The sequence below is a fragment of the Pseudomonas sp. SWRI92 genome (assembly GCF_014268685.1).
In the GTDB taxonomy this organism is placed as follows: Bacteria; Pseudomonadota; Gammaproteobacteria; order Pseudomonadales; family Pseudomonadaceae; genus Aquipseudomonas; species Aquipseudomonas marvdashtae.
In genome coordinates, this window is record NZ_JABWQY010000002.1 from 649,155 (window position 1) to 666,659 (window position 17,505).

The 17,505-nt window shown below is 61.6% G+C and carries 11 protein-coding genes; 8 read left to right on the plus strand and 3 right to left on the minus strand.

Annotated features, from left to right (window positions below; translation table 11 throughout):
• Positions 1-63: 63 nt before the first annotated feature.
• The 6 genes from dgcB to HU762_RS06370 all read left to right on the plus strand — a co-directional run bounded on the left by dgcB (position 64) and on the right by HU762_RS06370 (position 11,759).
• The gene (gene dgcB, locus HU762_RS06345; protein WP_186634323.1) at positions 64-2,013 is read left to right on the plus strand and encodes a dimethylglycine demethylation protein DgcB; all 1,950 of its coding nucleotides are present in this window, start codon (positions 64-66) and stop codon (positions 2,011-2,013) included.
• Positions 2,013-3,233 (plus strand): electron transfer flavoprotein subunit alpha/FixB family protein, encoded by a 1,221-nt coding sequence (locus HU762_RS06350; RefSeq protein WP_186634326.1) that lies wholly within the window; start codon positions 2,013-2,015, stop codon positions 3,231-3,233. Before dgcB ends, HU762_RS06350 begins: the two co-directional genes overlap by 1 nt.
• Positions 3,234-3,248: 15 nt before the next feature.
• Complete coding sequence (locus HU762_RS06355) at positions 3,249-4,019, plus strand: electron transfer flavoprotein subunit beta (RefSeq protein WP_186634329.1); 771 nt, start codon at positions 3,249-3,251, stop codon at positions 4,017-4,019.
• Between the two features lie 1,019 nt (positions 4,020-5,038).
• Positions 5,039-8,491, plus strand: coding sequence for a GMC oxidoreductase (locus tag HU762_RS06360; RefSeq protein WP_186634332.1), 3,453 nt, complete (start codon positions 5,039-5,041; stop codon positions 8,489-8,491).
• Positions 8,492-8,615: 124 nt separating this feature from the next.
• Complete coding sequence (locus tag HU762_RS06365; RefSeq protein ID WP_186634335.1) at positions 8,616-10,484, plus strand: hypothetical protein; 1,869 nt, start codon at positions 8,616-8,618, stop codon at positions 10,482-10,484.
• A 27-nt stretch (positions 10,485-10,511) separates the two neighbouring features.
• On the plus strand, positions 10,512-11,759 hold the full coding sequence (locus HU762_RS06370) for a metallophosphoesterase (protein WP_186634338.1): 1,248 nt from the start codon (positions 10,512-10,514) through the stop codon (positions 11,757-11,759).
• A gap of 123 nt (positions 11,760-11,882) precedes the next feature.
• Here HU762_RS06370 and gbcA read toward each other — a convergent pair whose 3' ends face one another.
• A complete protein-coding gene (gene gbcA, locus HU762_RS06375; RefSeq protein WP_186634339.1) occupies positions 11,883-13,175 on the minus strand; it encodes a glycine-betaine demethylase subunit GbcA in 1,293 nt (430 codons plus the stop codon).
• 284 nt (positions 13,176-13,459) lie between these two features.
• Here gbcA and gbcB point away from each other — a divergent pair, with 284 nt between their 5' ends.
• Positions 13,460-14,560 carry a glycine-betaine demethylase subunit GbcB gene (gene gbcB, locus HU762_RS06380; protein WP_186634342.1) on the plus strand — a complete coding sequence of 367 codons (1,101 nt, stop codon included), beginning with the start codon at positions 13,460-13,462 and terminating at the stop codon, positions 14,558-14,560.
• 173 nt (positions 14,561-14,733) lie between these two features.
• Here gbcB and HU762_RS06385 read toward each other — a convergent pair whose 3' ends face one another.
• Together HU762_RS06385 and HU762_RS06390 are read right to left on the minus strand one after the other, a co-directional pair.
• Positions 14,734-15,267 carry a transposase gene (locus HU762_RS06385; protein ID WP_186634345.1) on the minus strand — a complete coding sequence of 178 codons (534 nt, stop codon included), beginning with the start codon at positions 15,265-15,267 and terminating at the stop codon, positions 14,734-14,736.
• A 236-nt stretch (positions 15,268-15,503) separates the two neighbouring features.
• Positions 15,504-16,544, minus strand: a complete 1,041-nt coding sequence (locus tag HU762_RS06390) for a low specificity L-threonine aldolase (protein WP_186634348.1) — start codon at positions 16,542-16,544, stop codon at positions 15,504-15,506.
• A 193-nt stretch (positions 16,545-16,737) separates the two neighbouring features.
• Here HU762_RS06390 and HU762_RS06395 point away from each other — a divergent pair, with 193 nt between their 5' ends.
• The gene (locus HU762_RS06395; protein WP_186634351.1) at positions 16,738-17,463 is read left to right on the plus strand and encodes a TraX family protein; all 726 of its coding nucleotides are present in this window, start codon (positions 16,738-16,740) and stop codon (positions 17,461-17,463) included.
• Positions 17,464-17,505: the final 42 nt, after the last annotated feature.

A 17,505-nucleotide genomic window follows, 5' to 3' on the forward strand; every position in this document is an offset into this window, starting at 1 on the left:
CCCACGCAGAGCGTGAGGAACGATCAGTGGCGTTTCTCCAGATGTCTTGGTGGGAGCTTCACCATGTTGAACACCCTTCTTCCAATCCTGCTGTTCGCAGCCCTGGGCCTCGCGGTCCTTGGTGCCTTGCGGCGGGTGAACATGTGGCGCCGGGGACGACCATCGAAAGTCGACCTGATCGGTGGCCTCTTCGCCATGCCCAAGCGCTACATGGTGGACCTGCACCACGTGGTGGCGCGGGACAAGTACATTGCCAATACCCACGTCGCCACGGCGGGCGGGGCGGTGGCGTCGATTGTGTTGGCGATCCTGGTGCACGGTTTTGGCTTGCACAACCGCATCCTCGGTTACGCCCTGCTGCTGATGTCGGCGGTGATGTTCGTCGGTGCGATCTTCATGTACCTGCGTCGGCGCAACCCGCCCGCCCGTTTGTCCAAGGGCCCGTGGATGCGCCTGCCGAAAAGCCTGCTGGCCTTCTCGGCGTCGTTCTTCCTGCTGACCCTGCCGGTGGCGGGCATCCTGCCGGAGAACTTCGGTGGTTGGCTGGTGGCGGCGATCCTGGCTGTCGGCGTGCTGTGGGGCGTGTCGGAACTGTTCTTCGGCATGACCTGGGGCGGGCCGATGAAACACGCCTTCGCCGGTGCCCTGCACCTGGCCTGGCACCGTCGCGCCGAGCGCTTTGGCGGTGGCCGTTCCACCGGTCTCAAGCCGTTGGACCTGAACGACCCCGCCGCACCGCTGGGTGTGGAAAAACCCAAGGACTTCACTTGGAACCAATTGCTGGGCTTCGACGCCTGCGTGCAGTGCGGCAAGTGCGAAGCGGCCTGCCCGGCGTTCGCTGCCGGCCAGCCGCTGAACCCGAAAAAACTCATCCAGGACATGGTCGTCGGCCTGGCCGGCGGCACCGATGCGAAATTCGCCGGCAGTCCGTATCCGGGCAAACCGGTGGGCGAGCACAGCGGCAACCCGCACCAGCCCATTGTCAACGGCCTGGTGGACGCCGAGACCCTGTGGTCCTGCACCACTTGCCGGGCGTGTGTCGAGGAATGCCCGATGATGATCGAGCACGTCGATGCCATCGTCGACATGCGCCGCCACCTGACCTTGGAAAAAGGTGCCACGCCGAACAAGGGCGCCGAGGTGCTGGAAAACCTCATCGCCACCGACAACCCTGGCGGCTTCGCCCCGGGCGGGCGGATGAACTGGGCGGCGGACCTGAACCTGAACCTGCTCAGCGAGAAGAAATCCACCGACGTGCTGTTCTGGGTCGGCGACGGTGCCTTCGACATGCGCAACCAGCGCACCCTGCGCGCCTTCGTCAAAGTGCTCAAGGCAGCGAAGATCGACTTCGCCGTGCTCGGCCTCGAAGAACGCGACAGCGGCGATGTGGCCCGGCGCCTGGGTGACGAAGCGACGTTCCAGCTGTTGGCCAAGCGCAACATCCAGACCCTGGCCAAATACAGCTTCAACCGCATCGTCACCTGCGACCCCCACAGCTTCCACGTGCTGAAAAACGAATACGGCGCCTTCGATGGCAACTACCTGGTGCAGCACCACAGCACCTATATGGCGGAAATCATCGACGCCGGCGCGCTGAACCTCGGCCAGCACAAGGGCGACAGCGTGACCTATCACGACCCGTGCTACCTGGGCCGCTACAACGGCGAATACGAGGCGCCGCGCCAGGTGCTGCGTGCGCTGGGTATCGAGGTCAAGGAAATGCAGCGTTCCGGTTTCCGTTCGCGTTGCTGCGGCGGCGGTGGCGGTGCGCCGATCACCGACATCCCAGGCAAGCAGCGGATTCCCGACATGCGCATGGACGACATCCGCGAAACCGGCGCCGAGCTGGTGGCCGTGGGTTGCCCGCAGTGCACCGCGATGCTCGAAGGGGTGGTCGAACCACGCCCAATGATCAAGGACATTGCCGAACTGGTGGCCGATGCGCTGCTGGAAGATGCAGCCCCGGCCAAACCTGTGGCTCCGGCCAAACGTGAACCCGCGGAGGTGCATTGATGAGCGACATTATCCGCCGCGACCCTCGCGCCGAGTGGATCGCCCGCAACCGCCTGCACCCGCTGCACGCGGCCATGCAACCGGTACAACACAGCTGGATGGGGCCTAACGGGGTCATCCGCAAGAACGTCCATGGTGTCGGTTTCATCGGCCCCAATGGGATCAAGCGGATTGATCGCAGCGGTGCCCAGCAGGGTGGGGCGAGCAAACGCACCGCGGCCGTTGAAGTGCAATTGCCGCTGCATCAGGTGCCGCAACCGGCGTTCCACATCTGCGTGGTGCCGGACATGGTCGGTGGCCGCCTCAGTAGCCACGACCGCGATCTGCTGGGCCTGGCCCATCAGCTTGCCGGGAGTGACGGTGCGGTGTTGGCGGTGGTGTTTGGCGAGCATAAGGAAAGCACCTTCGCCACGGCGGGTGTCGACCGTTTGTTGGTACTCAATGGCGAGGAATTCAGCGGTTATGCACCGGAACAACGGGTGCAAGGCCTGCGGGCTGTGGATAACCAGTTCAACCCACGCCATTGGCTGCTGCCTGACAGCCGCAGCGGCGGTGGTGAACTGGGCCGGCGCTTTGCCGCAGCCGTGGGCGAACGCCCGGCCACGCGGGTCTGGCAGGTCAAGGGCGAGGAATGCATCGGCCGCGCCGGTGCGGGCCTGCAAGACTTGGCTCGACCGTTGGCACGCTTGATCCTGGCGGCGGCCGAATGCGCCGAACCGGTCAGTGAAACCCGCCACGAAGCCTTGCCGGTAGAGTTATCCACAAGCGTGGCCAGAAGCTTGTCGCGCATCGAAGACCTTGGTGCGGTGGCGGTGGACCCGGGCGCGATCCCGATGGCCGAGGCGGAATTCATTTTCTCCGGGGGCAACGGCGTCAAGGACTGGGCGCTTTTTCACCAGGCCGCCGCAGCCCTGGGCGCCACCGAAGGCGCTTCGCGGGTGGCAGTGGACGACGGGTTCATGGCTCGGGATCGCCAGGTCGGCGCGTCCGGCACCTGGGTCACGGCGCGGGTCTACGTGGCCGTGGGAATTTCCGGGGCGATCCAGCACCTGCAAGGCATTGGCGCCTGCGACAAAGTCGTGGCGATCAATCTCGATCCGGGTTGCGACATGATCAAACGGGCAGACTTGTCGGTGATCGGCGACAGCGCGGCGATTCTCCAGGCCTTGATCGCGGCGGTAGAGGCTTACCGCAACGAAGCCAAGCGCGATGCGGCTTAAGCTAAGGAAACGTTCATGACTACCCAAGTGATCAGCCTCGTCTCCATCGGCGCCCACCCGACCTCTGGTCGACCTCGACGGGCCGAGCAAGATGCCCGCGCCGTGGAACTGGGCCTGCAGCTGGCCGGCAACGACCTGCGAGTGCTGCACGCCGGCGACGTGGCCGAACCGGCCCTGCGCGCCTACCTGGGCATGGGCCTGGACGAACTCCACGTCCTGGAAAACCCTGATGGGGCCGACGCGCTGCCGGCCCTCACCGACTACCTGCGTGACGCTGGCGCCCAAGTGGTGCTCACCGGCAGCCAGGCGGAAACCGGCGAAGGGTCGGGCATGCTGCCGTTTTTGCTGGCGGAGAGCCTCGGTTGGCCGCTGGTGGTGGGGCTGGCCCAGGTCGAGTCCATTGAGAATGGCGCGGCCCTGGTGCTGCAAGCCTTGCCGCGCGGCCAGCGGCGGCGGCTCAAGGTGCGCCTGCCCTTTCTCGCGACTGTGGATAACGCCGCCCCCAAACCCCGACAAAGTGCCTACGGCCCGGCGCAGCGTGGCGCATTACAGGCTGAAGAAGTCGAAGTGGTCGACGACAACTTGCTGACAGTGGCGACCCTGCAACCGGCCAAACCACGGCCCAAGCGCTTGAAAGTGATCAAGGCCAAAAGCGGTGCCGACCGCATGAAAGCCGCCACGGCCAAGGCCAGCGGCGGAGGTGGGCAGGTGCTCAAGGGTGTCACCCCTGAGGCGGGGGCCGAGGCGATTCTCAAATTGTTGGTGGAGGAAGGGGTGGTTCGCTAATCCCTGGAGCGCCCAAATCCACTGTGGAAGCGGGCGGGTGTGTTACCCACAATGTCTGTGTGCGCCTCTGTGGATAACCTGTTCGCCCCTCGCTGCACCCCATGTAAACCAGGCGCTCCAGACCTGCGATCAAAAAACGACCAGCCTAACCCACGGTTTTTATTGGGTTTTGTCGCTGAAAAGATTCTGTTCCCGACGAAACTTGCCCCCAATCTCTGTTGGCGCTTCTGTGGATAAGATGTTCGCTCTACGCTACAAGCCGTACGGGACGGGGCTTACGGTGTCCTGATCAAAAAATGATCGATTGGCCGTTTTTTTTCAAGAAAGCCTTTCAGAGTCACCTATCTAGTCGCTGCTAAACAGGTTTTCCACAGAATCGTCAAAATTACCCCCAAACACTGTTGGTGCTTCTGTGGATAAGATGTTCGCTCACCGCCACAGCCCTCCTCTGACGTGGCCTATAGGCAGATGATCAAAAAACAACCAATCGCGTTATAAAACCGTCATTGTTCATAAGTCACGGTTTTTATTCACGTTGCCGCTAAAAAAAGTAAGGCCTGGATGCATTTGTCCCCATTTGCTGTGGGCGGTCGTGTGGATAACTTGTTCGCCGAACGCTAGGAGCCGCGGCGGGCTTAGCGCCGAATGCGATAGGTCAAATTTCATACAGTTCTAAGGAACTGCCTTGACGCTTGCCTGTCCGGTGTCTTCACTCACGGACCAGGACACCGCGACTTTTATCCATATCAGGTTCAGGGAGAACGCATGATGGATAGCCAGGCCCCTCGCTCGTACCTCGCTTTTGCGTTGACGTGCATCCCGATACCTCCCACCTCGATTCTCAAGCGCATTCGTCGTCGTGCCGCCAACCAGCGTGCGCGCCTATAGCCTCTGAGTTTTTTCCATTCACACCGTTGACTGCCGCTTTAACCCGAACGGGATAGTGGCCAGGCGTACGTGCGCCTATCGATTTGCAGGCAACCGCAGAGTTGCCCTTTTCTGCCTGAGAGGACTTGAACATGACACGGATATCGACCCCCATCAGTGAAATCAAGGAACACTACGACGTCATCGTCATTGGTTCCGGCTACGGCGGCGGCATTGCCGCGTCGCGCCTGTCCCGGGCCGGGCGCAGCGTCTGTCTGTTGGAACGTGGCCGGGAGATCCAGCCGGGCGAATACCCCAACACGTTGCTCGCGGCCACCGAGGAGTTGCAGGTGCATGACCCGGACGGCCACATCGGTTCGCGTACCGGCCTGTTCGACCTGCACGTCAACGCCCAGCAGAACGTAGTGGTCGGGTGTGGCCTGGGCGGCACCTCGCTGATCAATGCCAACGTCGCGCTGGAAGCCGAGCCGGGCGTGTTCGAGGACCCGCGCTGGCCGCTGGCGATGCGCGAGCACAGCGACACGTTGCTCAAGGACGGCTATGCGCGGGCGCGGGAGATGCTCAAACCCACTCCTTATCCGGCATCGGCGCCAAACCTGCCCAAGCTCGATGCCCATAAGAAATCCGCTGATTACCTCAAGCAGGGCGCGCATTTCTACAAGCCGCCGATCAACGTGACCTTCGACAAGCTGCCCAACAACCTCAACCATGTCGGCGTCGAACAATTGCCGTGCAATGGTTGCGGCGACTGCGTTTCGGGCTGTAACAACAAGGCCAAGAACACCACGCTGATGAATTATCTGCCCGACGCCTGGAACCACGGCGCCGAGATTTTCTGCCAGGCCGAAGTGCGGCATCTGGAGCGCGATGGCAATGGCTGGATCGTGCATTTCCAATACCTGGACAGCGGTCGCGAGATGTTTTCGGCACCGACGCTGTTCGTGCGGGCCGACATTGTAGTGGTCTCCGCTGGCACGCTGGGCTCCACCGAAATCATGTTGCGCTCACGGGACAAAGGCTTGTCGACGTCCAGTCAACTGGGCGAGAACATGAGCGGCAACGGCGATATCCTCGGCTTCGGCCACAACTGCGACCAGGTCATCAACGGCATCGGCTTCGGTGCGCATTCGGCCAAGGAGCTGGAGCCAGTGGGGCCTTGCATCACCTCGGTGATCGACATGCGCACCGAAGGCGATTGGCGCAGCCGCATGGTGATCGAGGAAGGTTCGATTCCGGGCGCCCTCGGTCGGGCCATGGTGCCGAGCATGGCAGCGTTCGCCGAGATGATCGGCGTGCCCACCGACACCGGTTTCGGTGCCAGCCTCCGGTACAAGGGGCGCGAGGCCGAAAGCTTCCTGCGCGGCCCGTATTACGGCGCGCTGCATAACATGCAGACTTACCTGATCATGAGCCATGACAACGGCAAGGGCCGCATGGTGCTCGACCACAAGGACCAACTGCGTATCGACTGGTCCGGTGTCGGCGAGCAGGAAAACGTTACCCTCGGCAACGAACGCCTGCATCAGAGCACCAAGGCGCTGGGCGGGATCTGGGTCGAGAACCCGATCTGGACCAAGCTGCTCAAGCACAGCATCGTCTCGGTCCATCCGCTGGGCGGTTGCGTGATGGGCGAGGACGCCATCCAAGGCGTGGTCAATCACAAAGGACAGGTGTTCAGTGGCGCCAGTGGCACCGACGTCTACCCAGGGCTTTACGTGACGGACGGCTCGGTCATCCCGACCTCCCTGGCGGTCAATCCGTTGCTGACCATTTCGGCGGTGAGTGAACGCAACATGGGACTGCTGGCGGCCGATCGAGGTTGGCTGATCGACTACACCTTGCCTTCGGCCCCGCGCAAACCGGTGGCGGCGCCGACACTCGGCGTGCAGTTCACCGAAACCATGAAAGGTTACTTCTCCACGGCGTTCACCCAGCCCCAAGGCACCGACCTCAACGCTTACGAAGCGGCAGCCAAGCGCGGCAAGGCCGATAACTCACCCATCGAATTCACGCTGACCATTACCGGCGCCGACCTCGATCGCCTGATCAAGGAGCCGGAGCACGCCGCGACCCTGGTCGGCACCCTCGATGCGCCATTGCTGTCATCCAAGCCACTGGTCGCCAGCAATGGGGTGTTCAACCTGTTCGAGCAGTACCAGGAACAGGTCGGCGTGCGGCACATGAACTACGACATGAAACTGACCGCCGAAGACGGCAGCGACTATTTCTTCAGCGCGTTCAAGACCGTGCCCGAGGACAATGGCGTGCTGAATATCTGGCACGACACCAGCACCCTCTACGTCACGCTTTATCGCGGGCCGGACAAGACCGGCGCGGTGCTCGGCTGCGGTGTGATGCACATCCTGCCGGCCGACTTCGCCAAGCAGATGACCACCATGAAAGTGCTCAACGCGCGCAATGAGCGTGAGCGCGTGGAGGCGCTGGCGCGGTTCGGCAAGTTCTTCGCCGGGATCCTGTGGGAGAGCTACGGCGGGGTCTTCGCCGGTGACGTCTACTTCAACCCGGACGCGCCGCCCCGGTTGAAACGGCCACTGGATGCGCCGGCGCCGGTGGTGCATTTCTTCCAGACCGAAGACAACGTCGAGTTGCGCCTGACCCGCTACCAGGCCGGCAGCAAAGGCCCGGTGATGTTGGTCCATGGCCTGGGCGTGGGCTCGAATATCTTCTCCACCGACACCATTCACACCAACCTGCTGGAATACCTGTGCAAGCACGAGTACGACGTCTGGCTGCTGGATCTGCGGGTGAGCATCCTGCTGCCGGCCAGCAAGAACGAATGGAACGGCGATCAGGTGGCCCAGTACGACTTCAAGGCCGCCATCGAACAGATCCAGCAAGCGACCCTGGCCCGTGACGTGCAATGCGTGGTGCATTGCTACGGCGCGACAACCTTTTTCATGTCGATGCTGGCGGGCTTGCAAGGGGTGCGCTCGGTGGTCTGCTCGCAGATCGCCGCCGACACGGTGGTCGCCACCGCCACCGGACTGAAGGCCGGGCTGCACTTGCCGGGAATGCTCGATGCCCTCGGCATCAAATCCATGACGGCCTACGCCGACACCAAGGAAAGCTGGTTCAACAAACTCTACGACAAGGCCCTCAACGGCTATGCCCGGATCGAGGCCCAGGGCTATTGCACCAACCCGGTCTGCCATCGCATCACGTTCATGTATGCGTCGCTGTACCGCCACGACACCCTCAACGAAACCCTTCACGACAACCTGCATGAGTTGTTCGGCGAGTCGAACATCCAGACCTTCGAGCACTTGGCGCTGATCGTGCGCAAGGGGCACTTGGTGGACTTCAAGGGCAACGACGTCTACATGCCGCATTTCGATCGGCTGAAGTTGCCGATCTGCTTCATCAGCGGCGCCGACAACCAGTGCTACCTGCCGCAAAGCACCCTCAAGACCTACGAGCGACTGTGCGAGATGCACGGCCCGCAGTTGTTCAGCCGCCATGAAGTGCCGGGGTACGGTCATATCGACTGCATGTTCGGCAAGGATGCGGTGGTGGATGTGTATCCGATCATCCTTGAGCACCTGGAGAAAACGGCGCTCGGTTGACGCTTGATCGTTCCCACGCTCCGCGTGGGAATGCCGCCATGGACGCTCAGCGTCCGCTGTTGTGACGCAGAGCGTCACGGGATGCATGCCCACGCGGAGCGTGGGAACGATCAAGGGGAAAGCCATGAACACTTGTATCCGCTGGTTCCAACGCATCATCTGGATCGGAATCATCATGAACATGGTCTTCGCGATCCCGGCGCTGTTCGCGCCGGCGTTGCTGACGTCCATGATCGGCCTGCCGCCCGTATTGTCCGATCCCTGGCTGGAAAACGCCGGCATGTTGCTGGTGGGGATCAGCCTGTTCTACATGCCCTCGGGGTTCAACGCGCCGCGTTTCGTCGTGCATTCATGGTTGTGCGTGCTGTCGCGGCTGGTGGCGGTGGTGTTCTGGATCTACCTGATCAACACCAACAACCAGGGTTCGCTGTTCGTGCCGATGTTGATGGGCGACCTGAGCATGTTCCTGATCCTCGGCGTGCTGCTGTACCTGGGCAGCCCGGTGGCCAATCGTCCGCTGGCCTTGCTCTGCGCCGGTTGGCGGGAATGGCGCGCCGGCTGGGCGCTGCGCTGGCGGAGCCACGGGTTCAAGGTCGGCACGTTGGTGGTGGTATTGCTGTTGGGTTTCATCGGCTACCAGACCTGGTACCAGATGATCCGGGAAGTGCCGCAAGCGGACTTCGCCTCCGATGAAGACCATTACAAATACGCCGCCATCGGCCTGGGCATCGAGGCGCGGATTCCCTACTACCTGTTCGCCGTGCTGCCGCAGATGTGCCCGGAAAAACTGCCCAAGCCGGGCGGCTACGAGGTGTTCGGTTTCCTCTATGAAGACGGCAACGACCTGCCCATCGGCATGGCCAAGCGGCAACTCGGTTACCCCACGGTCGAGCCCAATTGCGCCTTGTGCCACACCGGTTCCTATCGGGCCAATGCCACTGACGTCGCGGTGCCCGTTGCCGCCGCGCCGGCCAATACCCTGCAGCTGCAAGCCTTCCAGTGGTTCGCCTACGAGTGCGCCAGCGATCCGAAATTCACCCCCGATGCGGTGATGGCGGCGATCAATGGCAAGTTCCAGTTGGGTTTTTTCGAAAAACTCTATAACCGCTACCTGATCATTCCGATGGCCAAGAGTGCGCTGCTCAAGCAGAAGCAGGCGTACGCCTGGCAGAAGCTGCGTCCGGCCCAGGGGCCAGGGCGGACCGACACCTTCAACCCGACCAAAATGGTGGTCTTTGGCTTCCCGGATGATTCCACCATCGGCACCGTGGACTTGCCCCAGGTGTGGAACCAGAAACCCCGCGAGTCCATGTATCTGCATTGGGACGGCAATAACAACAAGATCCACGAACGCAACTACGCCGCGGCCATGGCCGTGGGCGCGACGCCGGAATCGGTGCTGCCACCGAGTTTCAACCGGGTGACCAACTGGCTGCTGGGCCACAAGGCACCGGCCTGGCCGTTCGCCCTGGACCAGGCGAAAGTCGCCCAGGGCAAACCGATCTGGGATAAGAACTGCGCCAGTTGCCACGATTTTGGCCGCAGCGACACCGGCCAGGTCACCACCCATATCGACCAGTTGGGCACCGACCCCCATCGCCTGAATTCCTTCACCACCGGCCTGGTGACGGCGTTCCACGGCTTCAAGAAACCGCCGTTCGACTTTGGCTCCTACCGCAAGACCCAGAGCTACAGCAACACGCCCACCGACGGCATCTGGCTGCGCGCGCCTTACCTGCACAACGGCTCGGTGCCGACCCTCTGGGATTTGCTGCAAGCGCCGGAGCAACGGCCGCAGGTGTTCTACACCGGCTCCGACATCTACGACCAGGAGAAAGTCGGCTTCATCACCCGCGGCGCGCAAATGAAGGCGTCGGCGGATTTCAAATACGACACCCGCCTGGAAGGCAACCACAACGGCGGTCACCTGTATGGCACGCAGCTGTCGGACATCGACAAGCGGGCCCTGATCGAATTCATGAAAACCCTGTGACCCAGGGCACAACGAAGGAGCGTTCACATGTCATTACTGCACCATTGGGAACATGAGTTCGACAAGGTCAAGGTCCGCCTGCACGGGTTGGTCACGCGGCTGGAAATGTCCTGGAAAAAACTCGTCAACGACCTGGAGCCCGAGGAGTTCGAGGCCATCGTCAAACTGCTGCAACGCGGCCACGACCAGGCCCGGCACGTCATCGACCACGGTGATCTGCCGGACGATGAACCGGCCGTGCCATGGGAACTGGCCCACGGCTTGTCGATCCTCAAGCTCGGCAACGCCACGCCGTTGCCGCAAAAAGAAGAGGATTTGCCGACCCGCGTGCTCAAGGACGGTACGTTACTGGGCTGTCGTAAATGGGAGCTGTTGGACTTGTTGTGGAGCGAGGCGCTGCTCAAGTGGATCGAAAACCTGCGCCACCACGCGCCGTTCGCCACGAACCCGGCGCTGGTGAAAATGGACAACGACGTGGTACTGGCCATCGCCGGCGACTGGGGCACCGGGCCGTTCGACAGCCACGCCCCGGCGGTGGCGGTGGCCAACCAGATGCAATTGGCCCTGGCGGATTTCACCATCCACCTGGGCGACGTGTATTACGCCGGCACCCATTCCCAGGAAGACGTCGACATGGCCGGCTGGCCCCAGGGCAAGCACGGCGCGTTCACCCTCAATTCCAACCACGAGATGTACAGCGGCGGCCACGGCTATTTCAAGGAACTCGCGGCGCGTTTTCCGGTGCAACAGGGCACCAGCTATTTCGCCTTGTACAACGATGATTGGCTGGTGGTTGGCCTCGACAGTGCCTACGCCTCGGACGCGATGAACCTGTACATGGACGGCACCCTCAACACCCAGCAGATCGAATGGATGAAAAACCTGCCCAAGCGCAAGAAATTGATGGTGCTCAGTCATCATCAGGGCTTCGATATTTCCGGACACAACAAGACCGCGCTTTACCAACCGGTGTGCGATGCCCTGGGGCGTGAACCGGACTACTGGTATTGGGGCCATCTGCACAACGGCATTTGCTACGCGCCGCAAGGCGGGCTGCACGCGCGCTGCGCCGGGCATGGGGCGATCCCTTACGGCACCACCAGCGAGCTGAACGGGCATGCGCGGGTGTTGTGGTCGGAAACCGAATTGGCGGGGGACGAGGCGTATCCGGAGCGGGTGTTGAATGGGTATGTGAAAGTGCAGCTGAGGGGGGAGGAGATTATCGAGACGTTTTATGGGGAGGATGGCAGTGTGCGGTGGTCGTCCAGCCGATGATCGTTCCCACGCTCTGCGTGGGAATGCCTCTACGGACGCTCCGCGTTCGGCTTTTTGGACGCAGAGCGTCCCGGGCTGCATTCCCACGCGGAGCGTGGGAATGATCAGCCGAAGCGCTGGGTTTTAACCCTGGACCGGCACGCCCTTGAGGTACGGCGCCGGTTCGGCCCCCAGGTTGTTGAGCATGCGCTCGCTGTACCAGTCCACGAAGTTCACCACGCCGAACTCATAGGTCTTGGAGTACGGGCCGGGCTGGTAGGCGGTGGAGTTGATGCCGCGCTGGTTTTCTTCGGCCAGGCGACGGTCCTGGTCGTTGGTGGCGTCCCAGACTTCGCGCATGCGCGCCACGTCGTAGTCCACGCCTTCGACCGCGTCCTTGTGCACCAGCCATTTGGTGGTGACCATGGTTTCCTGGGCGCTGATCGGCCACACCGTGAAGACGATGATGTGGTCGCCCATGCAGTGGTTCCACGAGTGCGGCAGGTGCAGGATGCGCATCGAGCCCAGGTCCGGGTTCTTGATGCGGCCCATCAGCTTGGCGCAGCCTTGCTTGCCGTCCATGGTCATCGAAACGGTGCCCTTGAGCAGCGGCATGCGCACGATGCGGTTGCGCAGGCCGAAGCTGGCGTGGGCGTAAGGGATCTTCTCGGCGTCCCAGGCGGCGGCGGAAGCGGCCACGTGGTCCTTGAAAGCCTGGTCGGCCCGTGGGTCGGTGACATCGTCCCATTCCAGCAGGGTCTTGAGCAATTCGGGGTGCGAGGCGTTGCAGTGGTAGCACTCGCGGTTGTTTTCCAGCACCAGTTTCCAGTTGGCCTTTTCCATCAAGGTGGTTTGCACCGCCACCTTGGTGTTCTCCATGTCGTAGGGTTCCATGTAATGGTTCAGGGTCGACAGGAAGTCATCGATGGCCGGTGGGTTCTCGGCCAGGCTGATGAAGATATAGCCGCCAGCGGTCTTCACGTTCACCGGCTTGAGGCCGTACTGCTTCATGTCGAAGTCGGCGCCCATCTCGGTACCGGCGAACAGCAGGCGACCGTCCAGCTCGTAGGTCCACTGGTGGTAATGGCAGACCAGCTTGGCGACCTTGCCCTTTTCGCTGGTGCACAGCCGCGAACCGCGGTGGCGGCAGACGTTATGGAACGCATGCACCACGCCCTCGGCGCCGCGAATCACGATGATCGGGTTCTTGCCGATCTGCAGCGTCAGGTAGTTGCCCTTGGCCGGGATTTCGCAGGTCATGCCGGCGATCAACCACTCCTTCTGAAAGATTTCCTGCATGTCGATATCAAACAGGCGCTCATCGGAGTAGAACGGCTGCGGCAGCGAGAAGGTGCGCTCGCGCTCTTGCAACATTTGCGCGGTGGCCTTGCGTGCGGGTTCCAGCGGATCGCCCAGGCTCAGGGTAGTGGTGTCCATCGTTTTATCCTCGTGGCTCTCTAAGCGGAGCCGGTGAAAATGGCTAATCGGTTGTGCTACGCAAGGCAGAAAACTTTGTTTATCTGTTGGGGCGAGTGTGGGGCCGCGCAGGGGCGCAACCTTATCCATGGGCGACATGGCCCAATCTGTTCCCGACGCGCAAGCCCCGGTAGTTGGGGGCTGGTCGCGATAAGTATGTGAATGTCGCAGATAGGTAAATGGTCACCCAGGCGCCTGCGCACAATCGCCCTCATGAAGGCCGACAGTCGGCCGTGGAGATCAGCATGTCCAATAACTTCCTGAACCCGGTCACCACCCAGACCTGGGCCAATGGCCGACATATCGTACGTTGCGTCAAAGTCATCCAGGAAACCTGGGATGTGCGCACCTTCTGCTTCATGGCCGACCAGCCGATCATGTTCTTTTTCAAACCCGGGCAATTCGTCACCCTGGAGCTGGAAATCGAAGGCCAGCCGATCATGCGGTCCTACACGATCTCCAGCTCGCCGTCGGTGCCCTACAGCTTCTCGGTGACCATCAAGCGCGTGCCGGGGGGCAAGGTGTCCAACTGGTTGCACGACACCCTGCACGAAGGCCAGGAGTTGGCGGTGCACGGGCCGGTGGGGTTGTTCAACGCCATCGACTTCTCCAGCCCCAAGGTGCTCTACCTCAGCGGCGGCGTCGGGATTACCCCGGTGATGTCCATGGCGCGCTGGTACTACGACACCAACGCCAATGTCGACATGACCTTTATTCACAGCGCCCGCTCGCCCAAGGACATCATCTACCACCGCGAGCTGGAGCACATGGCATCGCGGATCGACAACTTCAGCTTGCACCTGATCTGTGAAAAACATGGCCTGGGCGAGCCTTGGGCCGGGTATCGCGGTTATCTGAACCACAAGATGCTGGAACTGATGGTGCCCGACTTCCTCGATCGCGAAGTGTTCTGTTGCGGCCCGACCCCATACATGACCGCGGTCAAGCGTCTGCTGGAAGCGGCCGGCTACGACATGAAGCGGTACCACGAGGAATCCTTCGGCGCTACGCCACCAGAAGCCCGTGCCGATGCGGTGGAACAAGCCGAACAGGCAGCGGACGCTCCCGAAGTCGATGCCGCGGACCTGCACCTGGTGGAATTCACCTCGTCGGGCAAGAGCATCCGCGTGGGGCCGGGAGAAACCGTCCACGCCGCCGCCGCCAAGCTCGGCATGATGATCCCCAAGGCCTGCGGCATGGGCATCTGCGGCACCTGCAAAGTACTGAAGCTGGGCGGGGAAGTGGAGATGGAGCACAACGGCGGGATCACCGAAGACGACGAGGCCGAGGGTTACATCCTGTCTTGCTGCAGCGTGCCGAAGGGGGATGTGCGGATCGATTTCTGATCCTCTTCGGTGTAGGAGGAACGCGGAGCGTCCCTGGCTGCATTCCCACTCGGAGCGTGGGAATGATCGGATCGTGGGGGGGCTGTGACGCTGATCGTTCCTCACGCTCCGCGTGGGAATGCAGCTCAGGGACGCTCTGCGTCCCAGCTTCGCCGCAGCCTCTCGCCTATGCGCTAATACCACCGCTGAATCTCAATCAGCCCTTCCATCCCCGCATAATTGCGAGCACTGGAATAGCGCCAATGCTCCGGTAATTCCACGTACCCGCGTTTCACCGGATTGAAATGGATGTAGTCCAGCTTCTGGCGCATCACCGTTTCGCTATAAATCAGCTCCGCATGCGAGCCCTCCTGCCACAGCTGATAAACCCTGTCCTGCTTATGCGCTCGCTTACTGAACCGCAAACGTTGTAACGCCCGCTCAGCGCCTTTGCTTTGCAGGTCATTGATAATCTGGCGTGCCGTAAAGGATTTAAACTGACGCAAGCACTTACTCAAATTCGGCGCTTGGGCAACGAAATGCAGATGGTTTTCCAGAACGACATAGCCGAACAACCGTAAATTCTGATGGGTCTGCTGATGGCGCCAGCATCCAAGCAGATGATCGACGAGGTAGGGGCGTACGAACAGCGGTAGCCACTCCATCAATGTGCAGGTGAGAAAGTGGGGTTTTTCAGGTTCGGTTATGACGTAGCGGCTCCGGCCCATGGGTGCATTCCTTGGCTGCGCGTGGGAATGGACATGTTGCAGGCTTCGAGGCGTTTGGGGATAGGCGAATAGGATACGGAGCGAGTGGGAATAGTCCGCGCGCCTCCGTTAATCGCTCCCACGCTCTGCGTGGGAACGCAGCCCGGGACGCTCTGCGTCCCTTCAAGAGCCGAACGCGGAGCGTCCGTGGAGGAATTCCCACGCGGAGCGTGGGAACGATCATATCGGTCGATGCTTCAGGCGCTCATCACTTCCCGAATATCCGCCGCCAATTCCCGCACTCGCGCTTCCTCGGTGTCCCAGGAGCACATGAAGCGTGCGCCGCCCTTGCCGATGAAGGTGTAGAAGCGCCAGCCCTTGGCAGTCAGCGCGGCGATAGCCGGTTCCGACAATTGCAGGAATACGCCGTTGGCCTGGACCGGGAACATCAGTTCCACGCCGGGAATGTCGCTCACCAGTTTCGCCAGCAATTGCGCGCAGTGATTGGCGTGGCGAGCGTGCTTGAGCCACGCATCGTTCTGTAGCAGGCCGACCCAGGGCGCGGAGAGGAAGCGCATCTTCGAAGCCAGTTGCCCGGCCTGTTTGCAGCGGTAGTCGAAGTCTTCGGCCAGGTCATGGTTGAAGAACAGGATCGCCTCGCCTACCGCCATGCCGTTTTTCGTGCCGCCGAAGCACAACACGTCCACGCCGGCTTTCCAGGTCAGGTCCGCCGGGGAGCAGCCGAGGAATGCGCAGGCGTTGGAGAATCGAGCGCCATCCATGTGCAGGTTCAGCCCCAGCTCCTTGCAGGTGACGCTGATCGCGCGAATTTCTTCCGGGGTATAGACGCTGCCGACTTCCGTGGCCTGGGTCAGGGTCACGACGCGCGGCTTGGGATAGTGTATGTCCTGGCGCTTGAGGGCGATCTCGCGGATTGATTCCGGGGTCAGCTTGCCGTTTTCGGTGCGTGCCACCAGTAACTTGGAGCCGTTGGAGAAGAACTCCGGCGCGCCGCATTCGTCGGTTTCGACGTGGGCGGTTTCCGAGCAGATCACGCTGTGGTAACTCTGGCACAGCGATGACAGGGCCAGGGAGTTGGCCGCCGTGCCGTTGAACGCAAAGAACACTTCGCAGTCGGTTTCGAACAAGGCACGGAAATCATCCGCCGCGCGGTGGGTCCATTCGTCATCGCCATAGGCGCGCTGGTGGCCCTGGTTGGCTTCTTCCATGGCCGCCCAGGCTTCGGGGCAAATGCCGGAATAGTTGTCGCTGGCGAATTGTTGACTCTTGTCGGTCATGGCCTTGCTCCTTGAATAGAGAGTCCTGGGTAAGAGATCCCTGGCGGAATTCCCGGATGAGGGGTTCCATGGTTCGGCGTGCTTGAGTGCGCAACGCCGTGATCGATGTGGTGCGCACTTTACCCAAGATTAGCGAGGGAGCACATGGGATGTTTCTGTCAGAAAATCACAAAATCATCGGGCTACTGAGCACATGAGCCAACGCGACGTTGCCCTGGACCTGCTCAAGTGGTTGGCACTGTTGTCGATGGTCCTCGATCATCTGCGATATGTCGGTTTTTCCGTCGATTGGCTCTATGTGCCGGGGCGGCTGGCGTTTCCGTGGTTCTGCCTGGCGATGGCGGCCAATCTGGCGCGCAGTGGCGCCGGCACCGCTTCGTGGCGTTACTTGGGTTGGCTGTTGTTGTTCAGCGCCGTCAGCGAAGTCCCCTACCGTTTATTCATCCCTAACCCCGTCACCTTGAATGTAATGCCAACGCTGGTGCTGGGGCTGTTGGTGGCGCGCTGTTGGCAGGCGCCAACCTTGGAAGCCCGATGCCTGGCCGCGGTGGCGTTGCTGTTGGCGGCGCTGTTCTCGTCGCGACTGATGTTCGGCCTCTTCGGCGTGTTGCTGCCGTTGGCGATGTTGCTGGTGTTTCGCCGGCCCTGGTATTTCGCGTTATTGCCGGGGTTGGTGTGCCTGGCCGCCAATCAATGGCGGGTGCTGTATGGCGCGGCGTGGCTGGGGGATGCGGTGGCTATTTGGGGATTAGTGACTTGCCTGTTTGCGCCATGGTTGGGGCTGGTGATTCTGCGCCAGGCCGGTCGTGTTCATCCTCCGCCGATGCGGCGTTGGGCTTATGCGCTGTACCCCGCGCATTTCCTGCTGTTGCTCGCGGTTCGCCAGATCACCACAGGGCCGGTGCTCCATTCCATTTGAGCGCATGTCGTAAACGCACCTTTGCGTGGCGTCCATAGGCAT